The 22769-nt window shown below is 58.7% G+C and carries 15 protein-coding genes and 1 pseudogene; 4 read left to right on the top strand and 12 right to left on the bottom strand.

Annotated elements, in window-relative coordinates; translation table 11 throughout:
• Positions 1 to 77: 77 nt before the first annotated feature.
• The 9 genes from NI20_RS0110175 to NI20_RS15425 form a co-directional block, all read right to left on the bottom strand.
• Positions 78 to 2162 carry an S-layer homology domain-containing protein gene (locus NI20_RS0110175; RefSeq protein WP_033121288.1) on the bottom strand — a complete coding sequence of 695 codons (2085 nt, stop codon included), beginning with the start codon at positions 2160 to 2162 and terminating at the stop codon, positions 78 to 80.
• Positions 2159 to 2584 (bottom strand): hypothetical protein, encoded by a 426-nt coding sequence (locus NI20_RS0110170; protein WP_197055383.1) that lies wholly within the window; start codon positions 2582 to 2584, stop codon positions 2159 to 2161. The genes NI20_RS0110175 and NI20_RS0110170 overlap by 4 nt, the downstream gene beginning before the upstream one ends.
• 228 nt (positions 2585 to 2812) lie before the next feature.
• Entirely contained in the window at positions 2813 to 8287 is a 5475-nt protein-coding gene (locus NI20_RS0110165) for an S-layer homology domain-containing protein (protein WP_081958465.1), read from the bottom strand.
• Between the two features lie 386 nt (positions 8288 to 8673).
• Complete coding sequence (locus NI20_RS0110160; protein WP_033121286.1) at positions 8674 to 10257, bottom strand: LuxR C-terminal-related transcriptional regulator; 1584 nt, start codon at positions 10255 to 10257, stop codon at positions 8674 to 8676.
• 25 nt (positions 10258 to 10282) lie between these two features.
• On the bottom strand, positions 10283 to 11617 hold the full coding sequence (locus NI20_RS0110155; protein ID WP_033121285.1) for an extracellular solute-binding protein: 1335 nt from the start codon (positions 11615 to 11617) through the stop codon (positions 10283 to 10285).
• A gap of 146 nt (positions 11618 to 11763) precedes the next feature.
• Positions 11764 to 13851 carry an S-layer homology domain-containing protein gene (locus NI20_RS14275; RefSeq protein WP_052084588.1) on the bottom strand — a complete coding sequence of 696 codons (2088 nt, stop codon included), beginning with the start codon at positions 13849 to 13851 and terminating at the stop codon, positions 11764 to 11766.
• 76 nt (positions 13852 to 13927) lie between these two features.
• The gene (locus tag NI20_RS0110145; protein ID WP_033121284.1) at positions 13928 to 14383 is read right to left on the bottom strand and encodes a hypothetical protein; all 456 of its coding nucleotides are present in this window, start codon (positions 14381 to 14383) and stop codon (positions 13928 to 13930) included.
• Positions 14380 to 14688: a zinc ribbon domain-containing protein gene (locus tag NI20_RS15430; protein WP_052084587.1), complete on the bottom strand. Its 309-nt coding sequence runs from the start codon at positions 14686 to 14688 to the stop codon at positions 14380 to 14382. Before NI20_RS15430 ends, NI20_RS0110145 begins: the two co-directional genes overlap by 4 nt.
• Positions 14685 to 15077 (bottom strand): hypothetical protein, encoded by a 393-nt coding sequence (locus NI20_RS15425; RefSeq protein ID WP_033121283.1) that lies wholly within the window; start codon positions 15075 to 15077, stop codon positions 14685 to 14687. The genes NI20_RS15430 and NI20_RS15425 overlap by 4 nt, the downstream gene beginning before the upstream one ends.
• A gap of 341 nt (positions 15078 to 15418) precedes the next feature.
• Between NI20_RS15425 and NI20_RS0110130 the strand changes: the two genes are divergently transcribed.
• From NI20_RS0110130 to NI20_RS0110115, 4 genes are all read left to right on the top strand, one after another.
• Entirely contained in the window at positions 15419 to 16747 is a 1329-nt protein-coding gene (locus NI20_RS0110130; protein WP_033121282.1) for an ABC transporter substrate-binding protein, read from the top strand.
• Between the two features lie 40 nt (positions 16748 to 16787).
• Positions 16788 to 18446: a helix-turn-helix transcriptional regulator gene (locus NI20_RS0110125; protein ID WP_033121281.1), complete on the top strand. Its 1659-nt coding sequence runs from the start codon at positions 16788 to 16790 to the stop codon at positions 18444 to 18446.
• Between the two features lie 185 nt (positions 18447 to 18631).
• Positions 18632 to 18946 (top strand): helix-turn-helix domain-containing protein, encoded by a 315-nt coding sequence (locus tag NI20_RS0110120; RefSeq protein ID WP_052084586.1) that lies wholly within the window; start codon positions 18632 to 18634, stop codon positions 18944 to 18946.
• A gap of 171 nt (positions 18947 to 19117) precedes the next feature.
• Positions 19118 to 19369, top strand: a complete 252-nt coding sequence (locus tag NI20_RS0110115) for a hypothetical protein (RefSeq protein WP_033121280.1) — start codon at positions 19118 to 19120, stop codon at positions 19367 to 19369.
• Between the two features lie 8 nt (positions 19370 to 19377).
• Here NI20_RS0110115 and NI20_RS14265 read toward each other — a convergent pair whose 3' ends face one another.
• The 3 genes and pseudogenes from NI20_RS14265 to NI20_RS0110100 form a co-directional block, all read right to left on the bottom strand.
• Positions 19378 to 20439 (bottom strand): S-layer homology domain-containing protein, encoded by a 1062-nt coding sequence (locus NI20_RS14265; RefSeq protein WP_197055382.1) that lies wholly within the window; start codon positions 20437 to 20439, stop codon positions 19378 to 19380.
• A 55-nt stretch (positions 20440 to 20494) separates the two neighbouring features.
• On the bottom strand, positions 20495 to 21703 hold the full coding sequence (locus tag NI20_RS14635) for a C40 family peptidase (RefSeq protein WP_242842980.1): 1209 nt from the start codon (positions 21701 to 21703) through the stop codon (positions 20495 to 20497).
• 718 nt (positions 21704 to 22421) lie between these two features.
• Positions 22422 to 22715, bottom strand: a pseudogene (locus NI20_RS0110100) (VirB4-like conjugal transfer ATPase); the annotation flags it as partial.
• Between the last annotated feature and the right edge of the window lie 54 nt (positions 22716 to 22769).

The raw sequence follows: 22769 nt of genomic DNA, 5'->3' as shown, positions 1-22769 counted from the left end.
TTTCTCCCATAATTTGCGTTTGCTTTGCGGAAAGAGTATCCCCCGACCCGTTTGGGGCCGGGGGACCCGGTGATCCGTTACCGATAGGTGCGGTTCCAGTTCTCGCTGCCGCCGGACTTGGTGTAGTCATGGCCGTTGGCGGCTTCCATGGCGTACCAGTATGCCCAGTGGCTCTCAGTCACGTCCGAGAAAGTGCGAAGCTCTTTGAGATGGCTGCGGATATAGCTCTGATCCGCGCTGCGTTCCAGCAGGCGGCAGGTGACCGCCGCCACCTCGGCGCGGGTGATGGTGTTCTCCGGCTTGAAGGTCCCATCGGAATAACCGGTGACCCAGCCGCGGGTGGCCGCGAAGTTGATGTACCTGGCTGCCCAGTAGGTATCCGGCACATCGGTGAAGCTCTTGCTGCCCTCGGTCAGCTTTTCAAAGCGGCTGGCAATGGCGGCGAACTCGGCACGGGTCACAGGGGCGTCGGGGCGGAAGCTGCCGTCCGAATAGCCGGTGATGATGCCGAACTGCTGCATATAGCCGATGTAGTTGGCCGCCCAGCAGCCCTTCGGCACATCAGAAAAGGTGTTGGAATAGGTCTTATCCGCCTCGATCTGCTCGGTGAGCAGGCGGGCGAACATGGTGGTCACTTCGGCGCGGGTCATGTTGCGCTCCGGCCCGAAGGTGCCGTCGGTATAGCCCACCAGGAAGGCGAAGTGGTCGGTGCGGTTCAACTCCGCGGCCTTGCGGTTGACGAAGGTCACGGGAGAATAGGCCTTGCCGTTCATCGTGACGCGGGAACCGCTGACGGTGAGGGTGTAGGTTTCATTGGAGAGCACATAGCCCTCCGGGGCTTTCTTTTCCAGCAGAGTATAGGTACCGCTGGAAACATCCGTAAAGCGCACAGTGCCGCTGGTGTTGGAGGTGGCCTGATAGGCCTCCCGGCCCCGGCTGTCCTCCAGCACGAAGGTGGCCCCGGCAAGGGCCTTGCCCTGAGCGTCGGTCTTGTTGGCTGTGATGGCCGCGCCGGTGGATCCGCCACCGCCGCCGCTGGTGCTGCGGGTATAGGTGTTAGTGAAGGTCATCTTATCCGCCAGCGCCTCGGAATCCGCATAACGGCCACCGTTGTCGCTTTCCTCCCACGTCGTAGCGTGGATGACAAGGCGATGTTCGTTCGCTTCCGTCTCCGGCTGCGTATCAGCAGGCAGATTATTGACCAGCGGCGCATCTGTATCTACGATGATATAGTCGCCCTCCGCATCGGTTCGCTCCCGCAGGATGTGCCATACCGCGTCGTCATACGTCCAGTTGGCGGCTCCGGCGTTCTTTTCCCTGACATAGAAGCCCTCGCAGACCAGATCACGCACCTGATCCGCCGGGCCGGAGATGACCAGTGCGCCATCGTAATCGCCCGCGCCGTTGGTGGTGACAACAGCGGTGTAGAGGTCCTTCGCGTGTTCCTCCATGTATCTGACGCCGACACCGAAGATCTCCAGCTCGAAGGTCTCCCGGCCGGGAGCGGTGTTGCCGCCCAGCTTCACCGTCTTGGTGAAGGGGAGCTCATAGCGCGTGCCGTTGTAGGTGTTGGTAAACTCCGCTTTTGGGTAATACGCATCATTTCCGGGATCATGGATATTTAGTTGCATTGTGCGATCTTCAATGTCATACCAGAAGGTCAGCGCATATTCCTTATTAGAATAGTTCCATCCAGGCTTGCCGTCATTCTTCTCCCTGAGCAGGAAGGTCTTGCTGTACCAGGCGACCGTATTCGTGCCGGACTTGGGGACGGCATCCCAGTGATAGTCGGCATAATCATTTGTCCACGAGACTTTGAAAGAGAACGTTTTCTCCACATCGCCGACCCCATCGTTCGTGGACAGCTTCAATTCCTCTACACCAATACCGTAGTAGGAAAGGGGATGCTTCTCATCCCGAGCCGTGTCCTCCACTTCAAATTCAAAGGTCTCAGCGGGAGGTGTTTCCGTGCCGGTTTGCTGGACATGTTTCACGACCGAAATCTCCACTTTGATGTCTGCTTTTTCATACGTGTTTGTGTCGGAACTGCCCGGCACCTTGCCCAACTCCTCCGCCTGGGCTGTGATGGGGAGCGTTCCCAGCACCATCACAAGACAGAGCAGGATGCTCAGGAGCCTCCCAGTGTTTTTCCGTTTTCTCATGTCATTCCATCTCCTTCTGTTGAAATTCTTCCGGCTGATTCGGCAGGGAACTCCCGCGGGGAGGAGGCTTCTCCTGCCACAACATCGCCGCGCACCTGCAATGCTTCCGCGCAGGCAGTGCATAGATCCAGATCCTCGCAAATCAGGAAGCAGTGGTCGCACACCAGTTTGCCGCAGACAGGACATTGGCTGAAGATCTCTGAGGCCTCCGCCGCGGCCTTTTCCCGGGCAGCCGCCCGTTCCCGCTCGTAGAGCGTCCGGAACACCGCACGCATCCCCTCTGTCTCCGGCCTCGTGCCGGCCTTGGAAAAGCGGACGGGGCTGCTGTGCCATGTTCTGCCGCACTCCTGACAGCGAAGGAGAAAGCGAAAATCCCCTATGGTAGAGCAGTCTCCCATCGCCTCCTTTATGACCTGCTTCATGTGTAGTCCCTCCTCTCCGGCAGTTCTCCCGATTGCGGCTCTGTTGACTCTATCTCTACCAGTTTTCGCAGGAAAAAAATATAGGCCCAAGTCCTGTTTTGGGGCAAAACCCGCAAAAACAGGACTCAGTCATAGACGGAACGCACAAAAGAAAACGATACCTGTTGGATATTTTCAATAAGGAAAAGATGGAGGACGGTTTTTCCGTCCTCCATCTTTTGATGAAGCTTACTTCACGCTGCGATAGATAAAGGTGACGATCTGGGCTCTCGTGCAGTTGTTGTTGGAGCCGAACAGGCCGCCGCCGATACCGCCGGTGACGCCGTTCTTCTCCGCCCAGGTGACCGCCGCCGCATAGTAAGCGTCAGAGGCCACATCGGTGAAGGCAGAATTGCCGCTGGCAGTTGGGCTGCCGTTGGCACGCCACAGGAAGGTGACGATCTGCGCGCGGGAGCAGGTGGCGTCGGGGCTGAACATGGTGTCGCTGGTGCCCTTGGTGATGCCGGTCTCCACGGCCCACAGCACCGCGTCATAGTAGTAGCTGCCAGCCTTCACATCGGTAAAGGGCATGACTGCGGACTTGGTGGCGGGGCTCCCGGCAGCGCGCCACAGGAAGGTGACGGCCTGTGCGCGGGTGCAGATGCCGTTGGGATTGAAGGTGGTGGCGCAGGTACCGGTGGTGATGCCCTTGTCCACGGCCCAGATCACGGCGTCCTCATAGTAGGAGCCTGCGGGCACGTCGATGAAGGGATTCTTGCCGGTGGGGGCAGAAGCCTTGAACGCGGCCTCCACGGTAACCTTGCTGGCGGGCATGGTGAAGGTGAACTTGCCGTTCTTCTCAGTCAGCTTGATCTCCTTGTCCTTGCCGTCCAGAACGGTGAGGGTATCCAGCACATAGCCCTTGTCGGGATCGACCGTCAGGGTGACGGTGGTGCCCTTGGAGGCGGACTTGTGGCTCGCGGTCACATCGCCGTTCTTGCTGTCCATCACGGTGATGGGATAGGTGGTGGCGCTAACAGCGGTGCCGGTGCTGTGGATCTTCTTCCACTTTGCCGTGGCGGTGGCGTCACTGCCGAACACTGTGCTCGTTGTGACCTCTGTGCCGTCCTCCAGATACCAGCCGAGGAAGTGGTAGCCGCTCTTCGGCGGTGCTTTGGGTACATCGCTCAGCACGCCGCCTTCGACCGTTTGCTGCTCGTACCAGAGCTCCCCGTCGGAGAAGAACGTCACGAGATAGCGCACGATCTCGCCGCCCACTTTCTGGTAGCCGCATTGATAGCACTCCGGCTTAGACAACACGGTCGGCTGGCGGAAATCGTGGAGTTCCAATGCATACCAGAGGTCGCAGCCGGGGTTGGTGCACTGCTTGCCGTGATAGTGCTCCGGATCCTTCGTATACTCCTCATACTCCCCGCCAAACTGATGGCCGGCAGCATCGATGATCGTTCCGGGCTTAACCAACACACCGCAGTCCGTGCAGACCGTATCGCCGGTGTATCCCTTATCCAGGCAGGTGGGAGCCTTCACGTTGACCAGCTTCGTATGTTCATGTTCGCAGGCTTCTGCACCCGCTTCCGGCCGCTGGTAGCCGCAGGTGCAGGTGTTCGGTGTCTCGCTCTTAGGATCATAGTCATGCGCAGCATGCGCGCTCATTTCAGCGAAGCACCGCTGGCAGAGCTGCCAGTGATCGCTCTTGTCCATCAGCCACGCGCCGCCAAAATCGTGCCCCGGCGCGGGAGTCGTAAAGGTCTGGCTGTGATCGACCGCATAGCAGCCCGTGTGATAGCAGGAGAGATAGTAGACGCCCTTATCCGTACAGGTTGCGGGACGCAGCAGCGCGGCAGGATTCTCTGTATCCTTGCAGGCATTCTGTGTAGGAATAAACTCATGGTTCTCAGGGCCGACCTCGCGGTACTCTGCCGGCATGACCAGCGTTGCATCGGTCAGGCTGCGGGAATTGAGAATCAGCGTGGTATCGTCTGTATCGTCCACGCGCACCCAGCGGCAGAAGCCATCTTCCTGAAAGCTGCTGTCTGCCACCAGATGGACGGTCGCGCCGGCAGGAACATAGAAGTCCTCTTCCACGGATTCCACCTTGACATCGCCGTCCATGTACCATGCGCTGCAATGCCAGAGAACCAGCTGATACTTTTCTGCCTCTGCATCAGACAGGGCGGCAAAGGTGTACACTGCCGTCGCGGTGGTCTTATCGGTCGAATCAATCTTCAAGGCCGCATTCTCGCCGTTGATCTTGCAGGAATTTCCTGCGAAGGTATAGCCGTCCGCCGCTTTCAGCGCGACGCTGACGGTATACTTGACGTAAGGCGCAAAAGCAGTATCCGCAGGATTCCAGCTGACGCTCTGCACGGAGAAGTGGCTCTCTGTACCGTTGTCAGAAGTCACCTCTGTCTTCGGTTCTTCGCCCAGCGCTGGCGCGGTGACCGTCAGCTTGACGGCGCCGACATACTTGGGAAGTGTTGCGCCCTTGACGAACTTCGTCTCGCCGCAGCCGACGCGCCGGCAGGTGTAGAGAATGCCGTCGCTCTTGCCCTGCGTTGCGATTTTTCCGCTATCCCAGTCATGGCCGAGCTTATTGAGGACATGTCCGTAGCGGAAGATCTGTCCGCAGTCGCCCGTGCACTTATAGTCGCCGCTGTAACCCGCGGCGGTGCAGGTAGGCTTCACCGCATGGATCAGCTGGTAGTTGCCGGCAATTTCGTGGAGGGACGGGGTAGAGGCGCCCTTCTGCACGATCTTGTCGCACTTTACGCAATACTGGTTGCCGGAATAACCCTTCCCGGTGCAGGTTGCCGCTCTTTTATCGCGCCACTCAAAGGGGCCGCTATGACGGAACTCTCCCGTCTTGCCCTTTACGGTGCCGCTGCAGGCCGTGCAGCGGTAGTCGCCCTCATAGGCGCGGTGTTTGCAGTCGCCCGTGCTGGCGTTATAGCGCTTGCCCGACTGGGTCTTGTCCGTGGTGGCCGAGTTGGTCGTGCCGTAGTAGTACAGCGGCTGCAGCGGGCCGGTATGACCGGCGTTTGCGGGCGGGTAAATATCCGAACCGGCACTGATGATATGGCCGCAGTCCGCGCAGGCGGTGTCGCCGGTGTAGCCCTTGCGGTCGCAGACCTGCGGCTTTGCGTTGAGCACCGTGGTGCCGCCGCTGTGGTCACAGGCAGCATAGACCGGCTCAAAGAAGAATTGGCCGCCGCCGGGTGCGCCCATGGTTCTGAACGCCGGGATCGTGCAGCCCCACTCGAGCGCGGAGCCGTTGGTTACCAGCTTGAACAGGGACTTCGCCTCGTTGGCATTCCATTTTTTATGAACAGGCAATCCCATACCGCCGATGATGTCATACTCATTGTATTCGCGGAGATACTCCACCTTCCAGCCGATGGCCTTCTGACCGGTTCTCTCCTCGGGATATAGCCTGATCTTGTCGCCGGGCTTGACGATCATACGGGTTGCCCGGCCGTTTTTCACCGTCACAAGGGCGGTGTCCTTTGTCCAATCGCCGTCAGTTTTTTTCGTCTCTTTGTACTCGCAGACGCTGCATTCAGCCTCCATGCCGCCTTTGCCGCCCGCATTATCGGGGTTTTTGACCACATTCCAGCGGCCCCAGCTGTGGGGAACCATGATGAACTCCTCGCAGCCGGGAACCTTGCACTTTTCGGGGTGGGCATAGCCGGACTCAAGGATGAGCTGCTCCACCGTTTTGGTCGAGCCGCCGATGTTGAAGGTATACTCATAGATACTGCCGAAGCCGGTGCAGTCCCAGTTCCAGCCGTACTCATGGACATGGCTCTTCACAGGAACTTCATATTCGCAGACGGTGCAGACGAGCATGTCAACCCTGCCGCCGCCCACCGCGTCATAACTTCTGTCATACTTAAACTTATGCGGGAAGATGCGCTCCTTGGAGCCGGTGGTCATATAGTGCGCTCCGTATTCGCCTGCTTCAAACAGGCACGGGAGCTTGTGGCCGTCGCACTTTGGGTCGCCGCCCACGACACCGTTATGGGTAACCCCATTCTTATCGACCCAAGTGACATTGTATTTCGGCGTTCTCTCGCTGTCGTCGGTGGGCACAGGCACACCCGCCTGCTGATAGCTGTAGGCATGGGTGGCCGTCAGCTTTGCCTCCGCCGTTTTCACGGTGTCCGTGGGGTCGCCCTTTCTGCCGATGACGCAGAAGTAGGAGTAGTCATCCTGGCAGGACTCGGCGGGAACCGACAATTTCAGCGTGGGGGTTTTCACGCCCTCATAATAATACACATCATCCGGCAGCTTGTAGGGCGCCATCGCGGGATTCGCATTATACTTCTGATACCACTGATAGGTCAGCTCGTCGCCCTTCAGGCTCTTTGCCGAGACGGAGAAGGTGACCCAGTTATTTTCGCTGTACAGCAGGCCGTTTTCCGGCTCTTCGTCATAATCGACGTAGATAGAGGTCTTGCACTTGACGCTCTTGGGCTGGCGGGTGATGACGATGGCGCTGCCGCTGATGTAGCCGCAGACCTTGCACACGCCCTTGGCGTCAAACTCATGGCCGGCAGCAGCCAGCTTTTCACCGTCGTAATAGCGGCAGGGATGCCAGTGCTGCGTTCCGTCGGCTGACCAGGACGAGGAAGCGATGTGCGTATGCTCAGCGCCGGAATGCTTCTCTTTCAGATGATTCTCAAAATCAGAGTCGCTGAAGCACCATTCGTCATGATCGCAGCCCATAGCGCTCACGGCGTCCCGGCAGCAGTCCTTGCAGCGCTGATCGCAGCCGTCCTCGCAGGGATCGCTGTCGTGGAAGCACAGGCCGCAGTCCTCGCAGAAGTGATCCGCGTAGTCCGTATCCATTGCGCACATCCCCTCGGAGCAGTCGGAGTTGCCCTCGCAGCACTCCCTGCACAGCTCACAGATTTCGCAGAACTCGTCCTCGTCCTCCTTATCCGTGACCCAACCGTCGCAGCCCGGGCAGATGTGCTCGTCCCACTCGGCGCTTTCCACGCAGGTCTCGCCGTCCGGGCAGCCGCCGGCATCGGAGTTATCCCTGCAGCACTCTAGGCACAGGCCGCACTCCTCGCAGGACTCCTGGTTCAGCAGGCATTCCTCACACTGCTCGCAGGCCGTGTGGCAATCGACGCAGTGGATGACGCCGGTATCATCGTCGTCCACGCACTCGTCCACTGTGCCGAAGCAGTTGTTGCACAGCGAGCAGTGCATCGGGTCGCTGTCATCGTTTGCGCAGTCGTCACAGAAGCCGCAGGAGTCGCAGATGGTTATGGAGCAGCAGGGGCCCTTATAGCAGTTGCCGCACAGCTGGTCATCCTCGCCGATGTAGCACTTGGCGCAGGTGGAGCAGTGCTTTTCCTCCATGCACTCCTCGCACTTGAAGCACTCCTCGCACCAGTAGGGCGTGTCGCCCAGGCACAGACCGCAGTCGTTGCAATGGGTTTCAACCCAACACTCGTAGTTGCAGTCAATGGTGCAGAACAGGCAGTCGCACATATTCTCAGCCCAGTGGTAGTGGTCGCAGATAGGACATTGGAAGCCTTGGTCGTAGTCGTCCCAAAAGGCGTGGGCATGAAGCTCCATACCCGGCAGCAGCGAGAGCAGCATCACGATGCTCAGCAGCCACGACAGGAGCCTCTTTCCACGAGGAGTTCTCCTCGTGGAAGAAGCGTACGCTTCTTCGCGATTTCGTCTTTTCATTTGTCGTCTTCCTCCTTTTCCGGCTCCTGCGGAACCATGAAAAAAATTGCTTTTCCCGCCGACGGAATGGGGGACGGCCTGGTGGCGGGAATGCCGGTGTCTCAGCTTATTTCTACCATAGCTTTCCGTAAAATGATATAGGCCTACGTCCTGTTTTGGGGCAAAAACCGCAAAAACAGGACTCAGTCATAGACGGAACGCACAAAAGCAATCGGTGCCTATTGGATATTTTCAACAAGCAAAAGACGGAGGACAGTTTTTCCGTCCTCCGTCCAGAGATAGGGATGTTCGCCCTTTGGGCAGGTACTGCGGCACGGGAAAACACCCCTGTGTCCGTTATCGATATGAAAAAGGCTGCCAACCGGCAGCCTTTTTCATCGGTACGATCATTTACCGCCGCCCTGCAGCAGCTCCTCCAGCCGCTCACAGCGCCGGAGAACATCCAGATACGCTTTCAGGCTGTCGTAGGAATCCACTCCCAGCTTGCTGTAGATGTGGCTGTTGTGGCCCTTCACCGTCCCCACGCTGATGAACAGCAGGCCGGAGATGTCCTTGACAGCATAGCCCTCGGCATAGTAGCGCAGGATCACGCGCTCTGTACCGGTCAGCCCCTTTGCCCGGTCGATCAGCTCGGACACAAGGCTTTCCACCTGCCGGGGCAGGGCGGCCTCGGGCGGGCTCTCCCGTAGGCGGCTGTGGAAGTAGGCCGTCAGCTCGTCGATCTCCCGGATCCCCGTGGGCTGCCAGTCCTGCGCCTGACTTCTGGCCGCCGCAAGGCCCTGGGTAATGGGCGTGGCAAAGCGGCGGGAAAGGGCGGCGGCCAGCACCAGCATCCCCGCAAGGAAGCCCAGGGAGCCAAGGATCCAGCCGATGCGGGCGGTCTGGGCACGGTGGCGGTAGCCGCTCTCCGGTATCAGCGTCACCGCCGCCAGGGGATAGCCATCCGCCAGCCGTCCGGGGATGATCTGGTACTTTCCGAGATAGGTCGTATCGTTCCAGATAAAGGTATCGTAGTCCCGGCCGCTTCGGATCCTCATCTCACCGGAGGCCGACAGGTCCGTCCCCTCCGTGCTGCCCAGCATGGCCTTATCCAGAAGGAGAGTATCCCCGTTCATGGGGGCCAGCAGCATCAGAAAGCTGCCGTAGGAGCTGGGGACCGTGCTGTGGGACAGGCCGAAGTAGAGCTCGCTGAGCTCCATGCCGCAGACCCCCCGCACCGTTCCGTTCCCATCCCGCACGGGAACACACAGCAGCGTCACGCTCTCCCAGGTATCCAGCAGCGGTACCCGCCCCGTCCAGAGGCAGCCGCCGGAGAGCCGCTCACCCTCCCACGCCATGACCTGCCGGTAGCCGGGGACCAGGGACGTGTCCAGCTCCAGATTCCAGCGGTTATGAAGCTGCAGGCCGTTTTCCCGGGCGGCATCCACCGCTCCCCGGAAATAGGCTGTGGTGCCGCTGGGATGGGCGGAGCACAGACTGGAATATCGGAGATACACCCCCATGCGGGAGGTCTTGGATTCCGGCAGCGTTGTATTGGCCGTAGCATCCAGACAGAAATATACGCCGCTGCAGGTGCTGCCCGCCATGGCGGTTTCCAGAGTGGGGATCATCAGGGATTCCAGTTCTGCGATAAGCGCCGGATCGTCGTTCAACGCGTCAAAGGAGAGACCGCGGTGGGCAAGAAAGCGCTCCAGCTCTCCACCGACTGTTTCGGAAAGCTCAATGCCCTGCGCGGCGAGGGCATCCATCTGGGCAGTAAAAAGTGCGGCGGTGTTGCTCTGCTGCAAAGCCGCCGTTTCTCCGAATTGGCGTGCTGTGCGGGAGAGGACACCCGTCACGCTCAGCAGAAGCAGCGCGGCAGCCAGCATCGCCAGCACCATGCACAGCCAGTACAGCGCCAGACTGCCGCCGATGCTGCGGTTGCCCGCTGAACTGTCAGTTTTGGACAGACGCCTGCTCAAACGCAGCACGGAGATTCCTCCCTTCCCGTTTTTGTCACTTGCCATAGCTTTTTTGGAGCTCTTCCCGCACGGTACGAAGCAGCGGCTCCAGCGCGTCCGCGCCCTGCTCCAGGTACTGGGCCCGCCCGGCTGCCAGGCGCAGACGCACCGCCTTTTCAAAGTGGGTCTCAAGATTGAGATAATCCTCCCGCTGGGGCGGCACATAGAACGTGTAGTCCTGCCGTGTTTTCAAAAAGGCTTCATAGAGTGAAACATACATGGGATCGCTCAGCGTCTCGATAGCGGCAGGCAGGTAGCGGTCAAAGCCTTCCTTCGTCACCGGCATGTATCCAAGAGACGTAACGAAATCCACGTTCCGCTCCGGCTCGGTCAGCCACTTCAGGAAGGTCATGCAGGCCTTTTCCCGCTCCGGCGTGGACTTTACCGTGCAGACTCCCACACCCCGCTGCATGACCAGCTTTTCTCCGTCCTCAAAGATGGGACAGGGCAGCGAGACGATCTCCACCTGCTCGGTGCGGTTGTCCTCATAGGTCACCACGTCGGAATAGTACAGCACGCTGGCGGATGAGGCGACGGACGCGATCACATCGCCGGTGCGCAGCGGCTCGGTGGCATAGCCGCTGCCCAGCCAAAGCCCGCCGGTCAGCGCGGCTCTGGCGTAAGGCTCCCATGCGTAGGCGAATTTGGGGCCGAAGGCAATGCCGTTCTTGTCGAAAAAGTCCTCGCCCAGCGATTCCACCCCCACCTGGAAATAGTTGAAGTGGCAGTCGTGAACAAAGAAGCACTTGCCGCCCGACCAGTCCGCATACCGCTCCGCCATGGTGTACAGCCCCTCCCAGGTGGCCAGCTCGTCCAGGCTTGCGCCGGTTTCGGCGGCGAAACGGTCAAAGGCCGTTTTGTTCACAAAGAGGATCTCCGTGGATTTTGCCAGCGGCAGAATGACCAGCCGGTCATGGATTGTTCCTTCCTCAACAAATTCAGGGAGGTAGCCCTCCAGTTCTTCGTCGGTAAAATAGTCCCGGTAGTCCGCCAGAATGTTCTCATCCGGCAGCGCCAGCACGGTCTTTGGGTAAGACACGAACAGGTCCGGCAGCTCGGGCGCTCCGGGGTCCTTGTAGGCGGCGGCCAGCACGCTCTCGTGGATAATGCCGCTGTTGCTGACGCTGTCCACCCGCACCCGGATGCCCTGCTCCTGCCCAACGGTGCGGTTGAACTCATCCACCAGCGCGTTCATGGGTGAGTTCACCTCACCTCCGTAAACATGCCAGAGGGTGACGGTGACGGGGTCTCCGTTGGTTTCCCCGCAAGCGGCGAGGCACAGCACAAGACCGGCGGCCAGCGCCGCCAGCAGGAAGATTCGTTTTTTCATGGATATGCCTCCTCGCTCGGTGGGAAAGGGTTCATTCTTCACGCCCGTTTTTCTTCCTCTCATAATCGTCCTTTCAAGGGGGGGAAGGCGCGGCGGCGTGGCCGCCGCGCCTTTCGGTGATTTGCTTGCGCATTATGCCCGGAGGATCACTTCACACTGCGATAGAGGAAGGTGACGATCTGGGCTCTCGTGCAGTTGTTGTCGGAGCCGAACAGGCCGCCGCCGATACCGCCGGTGACGCCGTTCTTCTCCGCCCAGGTGACTGCCGCCGCGTAGTAAGCGTCAGAGGCCACATCGGTGAAGGCGGAATTGCCGCTCACGGCAGGGCTGCCGCCTGCGCGCCACAGGAAGGTGACGATCTGCGCGCGGGTGCAGGTTGCGTCGGGGCTGAACATGGTGTCGCTGGTGCCCTTGGTGATGCCCTTCTCCACGGCCCACAGCACTGCCGTCTCGTAGTAGCTGCCAGCCTTCACATCGGCAAAGGGCATGACCTTGCTCTTGGCTGCGGGGGAACCGGCAGCGCGCCACAAGAAGGTGACCGCCTGCGCGCGGGTGCAGTTGCCGCTCGGGTCGAAGGTCGTGGCGCTCGTGCCGCTGGTGATGCCCTTCTCAACCGCCCACAGCACCGCGTCATAATAGTAGTCGCTCGCGGAAACATCCACGAAGAAGTTCAGCATCGTGTTGTCATCCATGAACGTTGCCTTGACCGTAACGGCAGATGCGGGCATCGTAAAGCTATACTTGCCGTTCTGCCGGGTGAGCGGAAGCGCGCTGCCGTTCTGATCGAGGACGTTCAGCGTCTCCAGCACATAGCCCTTGTCGGGAGCGACCGTCAGGGTGACGAGCGCGCCCTTAGAAGCAGTCTTGTGGCTCGCGGTCACGCCGCCGTTCTTGCCGCTCATCACGGTGATGGGATAGGTGGTGACGCCGGTACCGGTCAGCACGGGGATCACCGTATTCTCATTGCGCTTAAAGCGGCAGACGGTGCACTCCTCGTGCTTCAATCCGGTCTGGGTCGTGGTGGCCGCCTGGTCTACCATCCACACGAAGGTATGGGACTCCAGATCCTTTGTGCTGCCGTACCGATCCGGGCAGCCCGTATCGGTACACTGATGCCAGTGGCTGTTCTCATCCGAATACCACGGGCTGCCAGCGTAGGTATGGGTGTGGGGCCCCTCATACGCGCCCACGGTGATCTTCTGGTAGGCCTTGATACCGCTATTGCCGCTGCCATCAATATATTGGATCGTCACATACGTCTGCCCCTGCGTAAGCTTGTCATCATTGTTACCACAGAAGATCGCGTACTTGTCTCTGGGGAGGTCATCCGTGGTGCCGTCGGTATAATGCGCGGTGACCACCATGCCCGTCGGGTTGAACTTGTCGCCGGCCATGTATGTGGTCTTGGTGGGCGGTGTTGTGATCTCGATGCTCTTCACCGTCTTGACGACCTGCAGCACCTCAAGCTCGTGGAATACCCGCATATTGCCGCCGGATTGAGTCGATGGATTCTCAAAGACGCTTGCTTTTTTCCCGTTTACGGTCACCTTATCCCCTGTAAGCCCGGTGTAGGTATACCCCGGTTTTGCGTTAACCAGGATTTCTACCCCATACTGGATATCTGCCTGAATCGTGGCATCAGGTGCCAGATTATCCCAGCCGCCGCTTGCATTACGCTGCTTGATGGTAACCTTATTGATAGTAACGCGCATCTGGTCTTCTGTTGAAGCCTTGATGTCGCCCACCTTTGCATTCAGCGCATATCCGTTGATCTTGATCGGCAGCTCTGTGATCTCATTTGTTACCGCTATTTCGTAAAAGTTATATACGGTAACCGACTTTGTCGTGCCTGCATACACTTCCTGAGCGTCGCTTCCAATTTGGTTGCCGGGTTGATAGGACGCATTCTCCCAATCATATTTGTCTATCGTAGCATGACTGATTTGCTTTACGACATACTTTCCCGCCTCGACTGGCACATACACTGTGCCCTCTGTTTTGCCCGGCGCAATAGTAATGGTCGCGGTGTCGCATGGATAATAACCAGCAGGATATCCGCGGAGAATCTCAAAGCTAAATGTCTTGCCTCCTGCATCGACCCCCCCATACAGTCCCTGCACATTCACGGTGATCTTCAGCGTACCCGTTTCACCCTCTGCTGCTCGCGCCGTTGTGGGCGCCATGCACAGCACCATACAGAGAACCAATACAATGCTGAGCCATTGCTTTTTCATGATTTCTTCCTCCTTCATCGAAAGAATTTGTTGTGTGCCGCGTTTGTGTTCCGGCTCGCGGCCGCCGGGTCGGTTTTTACCGGGCGCTCCCGCCCGGCATGGCCTCTGCCGTCTCGCGGAGCCACGCCCGTGCCTGCCGGTCTGTCAGGGCTCCCAGACAGTAGCCGTCGATGAGCTTCAGCTCCACGGCCTTTTCCAGTGCGGCCAGCTTTTCCGGGTAGCCGTCCTCACAGGCGAGATAGACCCGGCAGTCCGGCAGCTTCCGCCGCACCTCGATGGCGATGTCGCAGCGGGAGGAAACGTCCTTGGGTTCCTCTATCTCACTGGAAAAGTCCGTTTCCAGCAGCAGGAGATCCGCCTGCTCGGCAGCACACTGCCAGGCCACATCGCCGCAGTCATCGGAGAGGACGCCGATTGGCCGGCAGCCGCCCAGATTTCGCAGCCAGTCCGCCGCGCGGCGCGTTCTGATTGGCGAGCTGAAGCACACCGCCGCTTTCGGCAGGGGCGGCTCCCGCCTCCGGAAGAGGCTCATACCGCCGCCTCCCGTCTCGCCGCCCCCTTGGGCAGACGCACCCCGCACTCGGGGCAGTACCGCGCCACATTGGTGACGGCCACGCCGCAGCCGGGGCAGCAGCGGTGGCGGGAACGGTAGAAGTCGTAGAGGGTCATCTCCGGCAGACGTGCGCCGCAGTCGGCGCAGTCCGTCCGGTCGGCGCTGTTGGCCTTGCCGCAGCTGGGGCAGATTTTGCGTCCCCGCAATGTCTCCGGCCCGAAGCCATATTCCAGCAGCACCACCCGGCGCAGAGCTTTCCGGGTTCTCAGGTCGTAGTCTGTCATTTGGCTTCCTCCTTTCCGTCTGTGCCGCCCACCTGCAATCTTGCTCCACAGATAGGGCAGAAGCAGGCGTCCGGTTCCTGGAGGCGGACGCCGCAGTGATGACAGAACGAGGGGTACTCGTCCTCCCACGGCGCACAGTCCAGACACAATCCCGCGTTGACATTGAACATAGCGGAGGAAACATACTTCCCGCATTTGGGGCAGAGGTTGAACTCCCACTTGCCCTCCTGTTCCCACGCCAGCTCCAGCGCCGCTTCCTCCGTGTCCGCCCGGATGGGCTTGCTCACGCAGCACAGCTCGCCGGAGATGTCGCAGTAGAAGCGAAAGATCCTGCCGCCTCCGGAGTCGGTGACGACCCGGTAGGTCGCCGTTTTCCGTACCTGCGTCATCCGCATTCCTCCTTTCTTTTTTCATTTCGTCTTGTAAAGCTGTCGTGGAATATGCTACAATGCCTAACGAGGCGGTCGGCTCGACAGGATATAGAGCGTCGAGCGATCTTTCAGTTGGAGCTTCGCTCCAACCGAAAGGGGTACCTCTTTCACGATTCTCTGTTCATTGACGGGAGCCAAACGGCGATCTCGCCTCCCCGTCTGCCTGTTTTGTACCATAGATTTAAAATCTTGTCATACCCTAAAACCTCGATTTAGGGTAGACAGACGAAAAAAATTTTCAAAAATCGCCGGAAAGCGGCGTTTTTGCGGACAAGTGTTTGTATGTGGAGGACATAGCGGTGAAAAAGCAAGGTTACGCCATTCTCATGGCTTTCATCCTGATATTTGCCCTGACGGGCTGCGGAAACAAGTCCCTGCTCTCGCCCAAGGAGCCGGTGGAGCTGACGATGTGGCACGTATACGGCGAGCAGGCCGGTTCCCCGATGGACACGCTGGTGGAGGAATTCAACCGCACCGAGGGGAAGGAGCAGGGCGTCCGCGTCAAGGTGACGGAACTGAGCAGCGCCGCGAAGATCGGCGGCTTTTTGTTGGAGACACAGGGGGATTCCGCGCAGGAGATGCCGGACCTCTTCACCTGCCACATCGGAGACGCCATCGCCCTAGGCGAGGACAATCTGCTGGACTGGAATGACTATTTCACGGAGAAGGAACAGGGTGAATTTGTGTCCGGTTTCCTTGCCGACGGCGAAGCAGATGACGGCAAACTGCTGGTGTTCCCCCTGTCCAAATCCACGCAGCTGCTCATGCTCAACGGCACGGGCTTTACCCGCTTTTCCGAGGCCACCGGCGTGACCTATGACGATCTCTCCACCTGGGAGGGATTCTATGACGCTGCCGGGAAGTTCTATGACTGGACGAACGGTACGGAGCCCTTCTGCGCCATGGACTATCCCATCCGCGCCGTGGAGCTGAACGCACTGGAGCATGGCGCAGAGGATTTCTACACGGAAGACGGCTGGTATGACTTCGACAACGCCGTTTTCAAGGAGAGCTGGATGCAGTTTGCCCGTGCGCTGGCCCAGGGGCATATCGTGGTGTCCGATCTCTATTCCAATACCCAGGTGATGACCGGCGAGGTGCTCTCCGGCCTTGGCTCCTCGGCGGCGATCCTCTATTATAATGATACCGTCACCTATGAGGACGGCCATAGCGAGCCGATGGACCTGCAGGTGGTCCCCCTGCCCATGACAGAGGGGGCGGAGCCGTTGATGACGCAGGCGGGCGTGGGCCTGTGCGCCTACAAGACCACAGAACAGAAGGCGGAGGCCGCCAGCCTGTTTGCCCATTGGCTGACGGAGAAGCAGCGCAATCTGGACTTCGTGACCTCTACCGGCTATATGCCGGTGCGGAACGGGGCCTTTGATTCCATTGACGAAGTAGAATTTGCCGATCAGGGCTATGCCAATCTCTACGCCGCCCTCAAGACCATGCAGGAAACCTATACCCCGCTGGCCGAAGTGCGCTTCACGGATTACTATTCCAAGGTCCATACCCTGTATGACGGCCTGCGGCAGATGCAGCAGGAGCTGCCCCAGCGAGCCGTTGCCGGCGAGGATGTGGAGGCGCTGGCGGAGGAGACCTGGGCGCTGTTCCGCTCCATCCAGTAAATCACTTTTCCGTAACTTTCCATCAAGGTAGGTGAAGGCCATGCAGGTATCGTCCTATCTGAAAAACGCGCGGCGCTCCATGCGGCATAAGCTCATCGGCTACATGATCGTGCTGGCGGTGCTGCTGGTTGCGGCGCTTTATGCGGGACTCACCCTGTTTGGCCGCTTGAGCAGTCCCAAGGCCGAGATCAAAAAGGCGCTGGATCTCCAGATGGAGTTCTTTCAGAACGATATGGAATCCCTGTGGCACAATGTCTCCGTTATGAGCATCCTTCTATCCGAGGATATGACCGCGCTGCTGGAGGACACGTTGGTACAGCAGGGCATCTCCTTTGAGGATTTGGACGGGAATGTGGAGGCGACCAAAGCGGTGGAGGACGCCATGCTGGAGCCGCTGAGCCAGTATGTCCGACAGGCGGACTGCTCCGGCGCGTTCGTCGTTTTGGAGAGCTCCATGAGTGACGGGGATACAGCGGATGCCCGCAGCGGCCTCTATGTGCAACGGGCAAACGCGGGGCGCGTGACCAATAACCTGCTGCTGTTCCGGGGCATTGCCAGCGTGGGCAAAGCGCACAACGTCATGCCGCACCGGAAGTGGGCCCAGGAATTCCATATTGGGCAGTTCCCCAATTACGCGGAGCATACCGTACAGGCTGCCGCCCCGATTGCCGATTCCCGCCGCACCACTGACCTTGTTACGCTGCCGGGGACCTCGGAAAAGGCGGTTTTGCTGACGATCCCCATGATCGGGGCAGACGGCACGATCTATGGAATGTGCGGCTTCGCCATCAACCAGTCCTTCTTTTCCGCACGCTATGACCAGCCCTCCAACCTCAGCCACCTCGCCTGCCTGCTGACCACGGAGAGCGGCGACACCTTAGACGCGGGAGCTGCCCTGATGACCTATACGGAGGAAGGCTTCTGCTATGTTCCCCCCGAAGCTCTCACCGTTAAACCCATGAGCAGCGGTTTGGTGTCCCTGAACGGCGACGGTTTTTCTTTTGTCGGCATGGTGAAAAGCCTTACCGCGGCAAAGGGCGATGGAACGCCCCACACGCTGGCGGTGCTGATCCCGAAAGAGGATTACAATCTCGCTGTTGCCAAAAATATTATGCAGACGGTGTTGCTTTCGGCGCTGCTGCTGTTTTCTGCCATCGTTTGCTGTCTGTATCTGGCGCGCCGGTATCTTGCTCCGGTGCATCGGGATCTGGATCGGCTGCGGGACGAGGACCGCGGCGGCGAGCAGATGGCGTTTTCGGACTTTGAACCGATCTCCGCCACGCTGCAGGCGCAGGATCGGGAGAATGAGAAGATCATCACCACGCTGGAACAGGAAAAGCAGACTGTGCAGGAGCAGGCCGTGCAGCTTTTGGATAAGAATGAAGAGCTGCAAGGGCAGTTTGAAGCGGCGCAGGCCGACGCCCAGCGACTGGCCTACTTCCGGAAATCCGAGATCGATCCGGCGACCTATGAGATGTTCCTGGTGGGCTATGATATGCTGACGCCGACAGAGCGGGAGATTTTGGAGGCCCTGGCCGATGGCAGCAGCCCCCGTGAGCTTTCCGAACAACGGAACTGCTCGGAAAGCACCATCGCCACACACCGCAAGAACATTTACAGAAAGTTGGGTATCCACAAAGCCTATCAGCTCAAAATCTGCATCGCGCTTCTGCGTCAGGAGCGAGAAGCACAGAACTAAACAAGAAACAATCCGCCCCTGTCAAGCGTTGAGCCTGACAGGGGCGGATTTGTCTGTCCGTGGGGTTTTTACCTGTTTTCGTTGCCTTTGCCGTCTTATTAAATGATATATCGCATACAAGTAAACAATATTATATCATTCAATGAAACGATAAAATATATACAGGAAAGAAAGGTGACGAAACTATGGACACGCTTCAGCGGCTGCATCAACTACTGGACGAGCGCGGATGGTCAGAATACCGGCTGGCCAAAAATTGCGGTCTTTCCAACTCTACCATTGCGAATATCTATCACCGCAATACGATTCCCTCCATCAGTACGCTGGAAGCGATCTGTACATCTTTCGGCATCTCGCTTTCTCAGTTCTTCGCAGAGGGCGAAATGGTGGAGCTGACGCCGGAATTGAATGAGCTTTTTGATAACTGGGTGAATCTGACTCCCCAGCAGAAGGACGCGGTTTTGCAGACCATGCGCGCCATGAACCACGATCAGACCTGATACAGAGGAAGCCTTTGCAGGCTTCCTCTTTTTTCGTCCGCTATCGTTTTATTGAACGATAAAACTTCCTGCTTTCGACCGTGTTCGACGGTTTTCCCCTCATGTCTATGTTATATTATCGTTAAGTTAAGCGATAAATACCGCTAAGAGAAATATCAGGAGGGAAACCGTATGAAAACAAATGCCAAGCAGCTTGCCGCAGCGCGACGCGCCATGGAAGTCATCGCCGCGCGTGAAGGGATCAGCGTGGAAGAAGTCCGCAGGGAAATCAGCCTTGCCATCCTCATGGCGCAGCCAAGGGACACCGGTATCGTCTCCGAGATTCCGTACGCCGGTGCGGTCCCGATGCCGGAGGAAATGATCGCCTGCTGTGCGGCGCGGATACAGAGGGAACGGCGCAATTCACCACGGCCCCGGAAATAGTAGGGTTGTCAGCTTCTCCAGTTGTTTTTCTCCAGCGCCTCAAAGTAGGCCCAGGTCTGCGGCGCGGCATTCCGAAAGGTTTCCATGCGTTTTTCGCTGCCGCTGTACGCGATCCAGTAGTCAAAGCTGTCTGCGAAGTATTCCCTGGCGTTGGTTTTGGAATAATCCCGCAGCCCGGAGTTCTGCGCCTCCGCCAGATATAGCTGCTCATGCTCCGCAGGGATTCCCAGCGTCCAATCGAGGAAATGTCCGAATTCATGGAGCGTCGCGCTGGCTTCCGAGAGATAGATGGTTTTCTGGCTGTAGTTGGTGGCTCCAATGCAGCTAATGTTTAGCTGCTTGCTGAGGTCGCTGATGTAGTCGAAGTCGATACGGTATGTCCAGCCGGCGGCGTTAAAGGCGGCAAGCATCGGCTCCGGCATCTGCCGCAGCGCCACCAGGTAGTCATTGATGTTGACGCCTGCCGCGTTTACCAGAGCCACCGGCGCGGGCGGAGCCTCCAAGGTGAAGGCTCTGGTCAGGATGGCGTGAAGGAGCATGGCAGCGTCCCTGCGGGTGACGATCTCATTTGCAGTGTTCGCCTCGCCGCAGAGCTGAAGCTCCTTCCCGATGCGGATGCAGTTTTCATGATCGGGCAGCGACACGCCGCCCGCATAGAGTACGCTGTCGTAAACGGGGATCTTGGCTGCGGCAAAGGCGCTTTTGAGCAGCGCTCCCCGGCATAGCTGGATATTGGGCGCGGAAAGTGCGGTTTCGTTCAGCCAGTTCTTCCGGTAGGATTGCTCCACAGCGCTTTGGCTCAGTTCGCTCCATGAGCTGCCCTCGACCTTCATATCATAGGCCCGGCAGAGCATCATCGCCCACTGCCGCACCGTCACCGGTGCATTTGGGGAGAAGCATCCGTTCCCTGTGCCTTGCGTGATCTCATGGTCCGCAAGATATATCACACTCTCGTAGCAGTCCGCAGTTTCCGGCACGTCCTGAAATGCACTGGATGCCGCCAATGCAGGAACCGTCAGCAACAGCGCCAGCAAAAATGCGGTACAGCATACCGTCAATTTCTTTCTCATCGTTTTCCCCCATTTCACAATAAATAGGACCGGCGCATCGCGCCGGTCCTTCCTGTCAGTTTGTGTAGTAGTCGGGCCTTGCGATAGAGGTGAAGCCCTCCAGACCAGTAATAACCACATTGTTATAGCCGCTGGCGCAGTGAATGATTAGCAATTCGCCATTGGCATCTTTGCCGCCAATGATGCCCACATGGGAATTATCCGGGTAGAACACCAAGTCACCGGGCTGTGCGTCCGCCCACGAAATATCGGTGCAATGGCTGTGCTGCATGGTGGCTCCGCCGCCGTGGCCGATGACATAGCTGCCGCCAGACTGGTTGTAGAAAACCCAATCCACAAAGCCGCTGCAATCCAGTCCGTAGGGGCGGTAGGTCCCCGTGGTGGAGCTGCCTGCCGCCGTGACCAGCCGCAGCTCACCCCATCGGGCGTCCCAGCCGATCACGAGGCTCTTTCCGCCCCAAAAATAGTTCACCTTGCCGACAAGAGAACAGGCGGTGCGTACCACCGCCTCGCGCTCCGGCGATAGATCTTCCGTCAGATTGCGGATCAGCGCCGCCGTATCCCCGCTGACGGAGTACACATCCTCGATCAGCTCCCGCAGGAGATCCCGCTGCTCCAGCAGCTCGTCCAGTGCCGCGATTTGGTTACGGTTGAAATGATACGCGGTTTTCATCTCCTCTGCCGTTTTTGCGGTAATGGTGATATAGAGGTTTCGTTCCGTCCAGCCGTCACGATCACCGCTGCCGGGATGGTTGATCGTTTCCACCTCCGTTGTGATTGCGGTCATGTCCCAAAAGACCGCTTTCAGGCGAGCGATGCGGTCGGCATCCATGGTGGCCACGTCTGCGGCATCTACATCTGCTCCGGCAACCTTCACAGCGAATACCGCCAGCACCTCTATCCAATCGGCAGACCGCCCGGTCACGGAGATGGAGTCGTAGCTGTCCGCTGTTTGCAATTCCTCCAACCGCTCGTTGTACTCATAATTGACCTGCGCCACCGCGGCAGAGATCGGTACGACGCCCGCTTCCCGGCTCTCGTTGGAAAAGAGGATTCCAAAAGGTGAAGCAACAATGACAGCCACAAGAATCACCATCAGAAGCAGCACCAGTACCGCCGCGCCGCCGCCTGCTGTCAGGATCGAATTGCCGGCAGATGCTACCCCTCTGCCCACAGTCTTCACCGCCTGCACCGCTGTTCTGCTCAGCTTTTTTGCAGTATTGCCGTTATCCTTCGTGGCATCCCGAAGCATTGTCTGCTGCACTTTTCTCTGCGCCGCTGCCCGCGTTTGGCGTGCAATGATCGTTTCAGACTGTGTTGTATGTGTGGCTTGCCTAACACGCATGGTGCGTGGGGCCTTGGCCAAGGCCCGCCCATCCTTTGGGGCAGGGCCACTCTTAACCGACGCCCCCTGATTGCCTTTTTGCGGAGTGGCCATCGCACCGCCGCGGTTAGGCTGCGGTGGTGTAATGCGCCGATCTGTTGTTCTTTTTTCGGCAAGGTGCCGCCGATAAGTGGTCTTTGCGTCTTGCACAGCTTTTTGCCGCCCCCGCTCCCGCGGGGGCGTGGCCTCTGCATCTTGTGAACTCTCGAGAGGGTATGAGCCCGCTTCACTTCGTACAGAGGTTGACGGCGATAAATTATCATATTGTACTGTGGGACTGTGCAGATCACTCTCTACCGTCGCAGCATCGTCCGTTTTGTAGCTCTGTTGCACATTTTCTTTGCCTTGCCGTTGTTTCTCCCGATAGCGTTTTATCATACGCCAGGAGCTGTTGGCGGCTGCGGCTGCGCCGCGGCGCATACTTTCTTCCGCACGGTCAGTGGCATAACGTACAGGATCACGGTTTTCCGGTTCTTTCTCTTGCTGCCGCTTGTCCATGTGCTTTTTCAGAATGGAATCCGCGTCCTTGGGCGCGGGGTTCTTCAGCTTTGCCTTGGGCGTATCCATGCCGGGTCTGATCTTCAAGTCCCGCATGGCGTCAGTCCTCACCGGGGCGTGTTGACATTAAGCGGTACAGTTCTGTATTTTTGGGCAGCTCATTGGCGAAAGGCACGATGGCCCCGCCCACCTTGATGAGCCCGTGGCCAGCCGGGGCATTGTCCACATAGCTCATTTGCGTATCCGATGCACCCAGCAGTCGGGCAAGCTGCTCCCGGTCGGTGGTGGCCTGATTGAGCATCAGCAGGAACTCGGAGTTTGCGAACATCATCCGCGCCGTATTGGATAGCAGACATTCGTAGGGTAGGGTAAAGGCGCCTTGCCGCCGCTGGCGGTAGGTTTCCTACACCCTCCCTCGGAACCGGACTTACTCCTCTCGAAGTATCCG

The organism is Oscillibacter sp. ER4 (genome assembly GCF_000765235.1).
Taxonomy (GTDB): Bacteria; Bacillota; Clostridia; order Oscillospirales; family Oscillospiraceae; genus Hominicoprocola; species Hominicoprocola fusiformis.
Note: the sequence above shows the minus strand (reverse complement) of the source record. Positions and strands in the feature narration are given on the sequence as shown.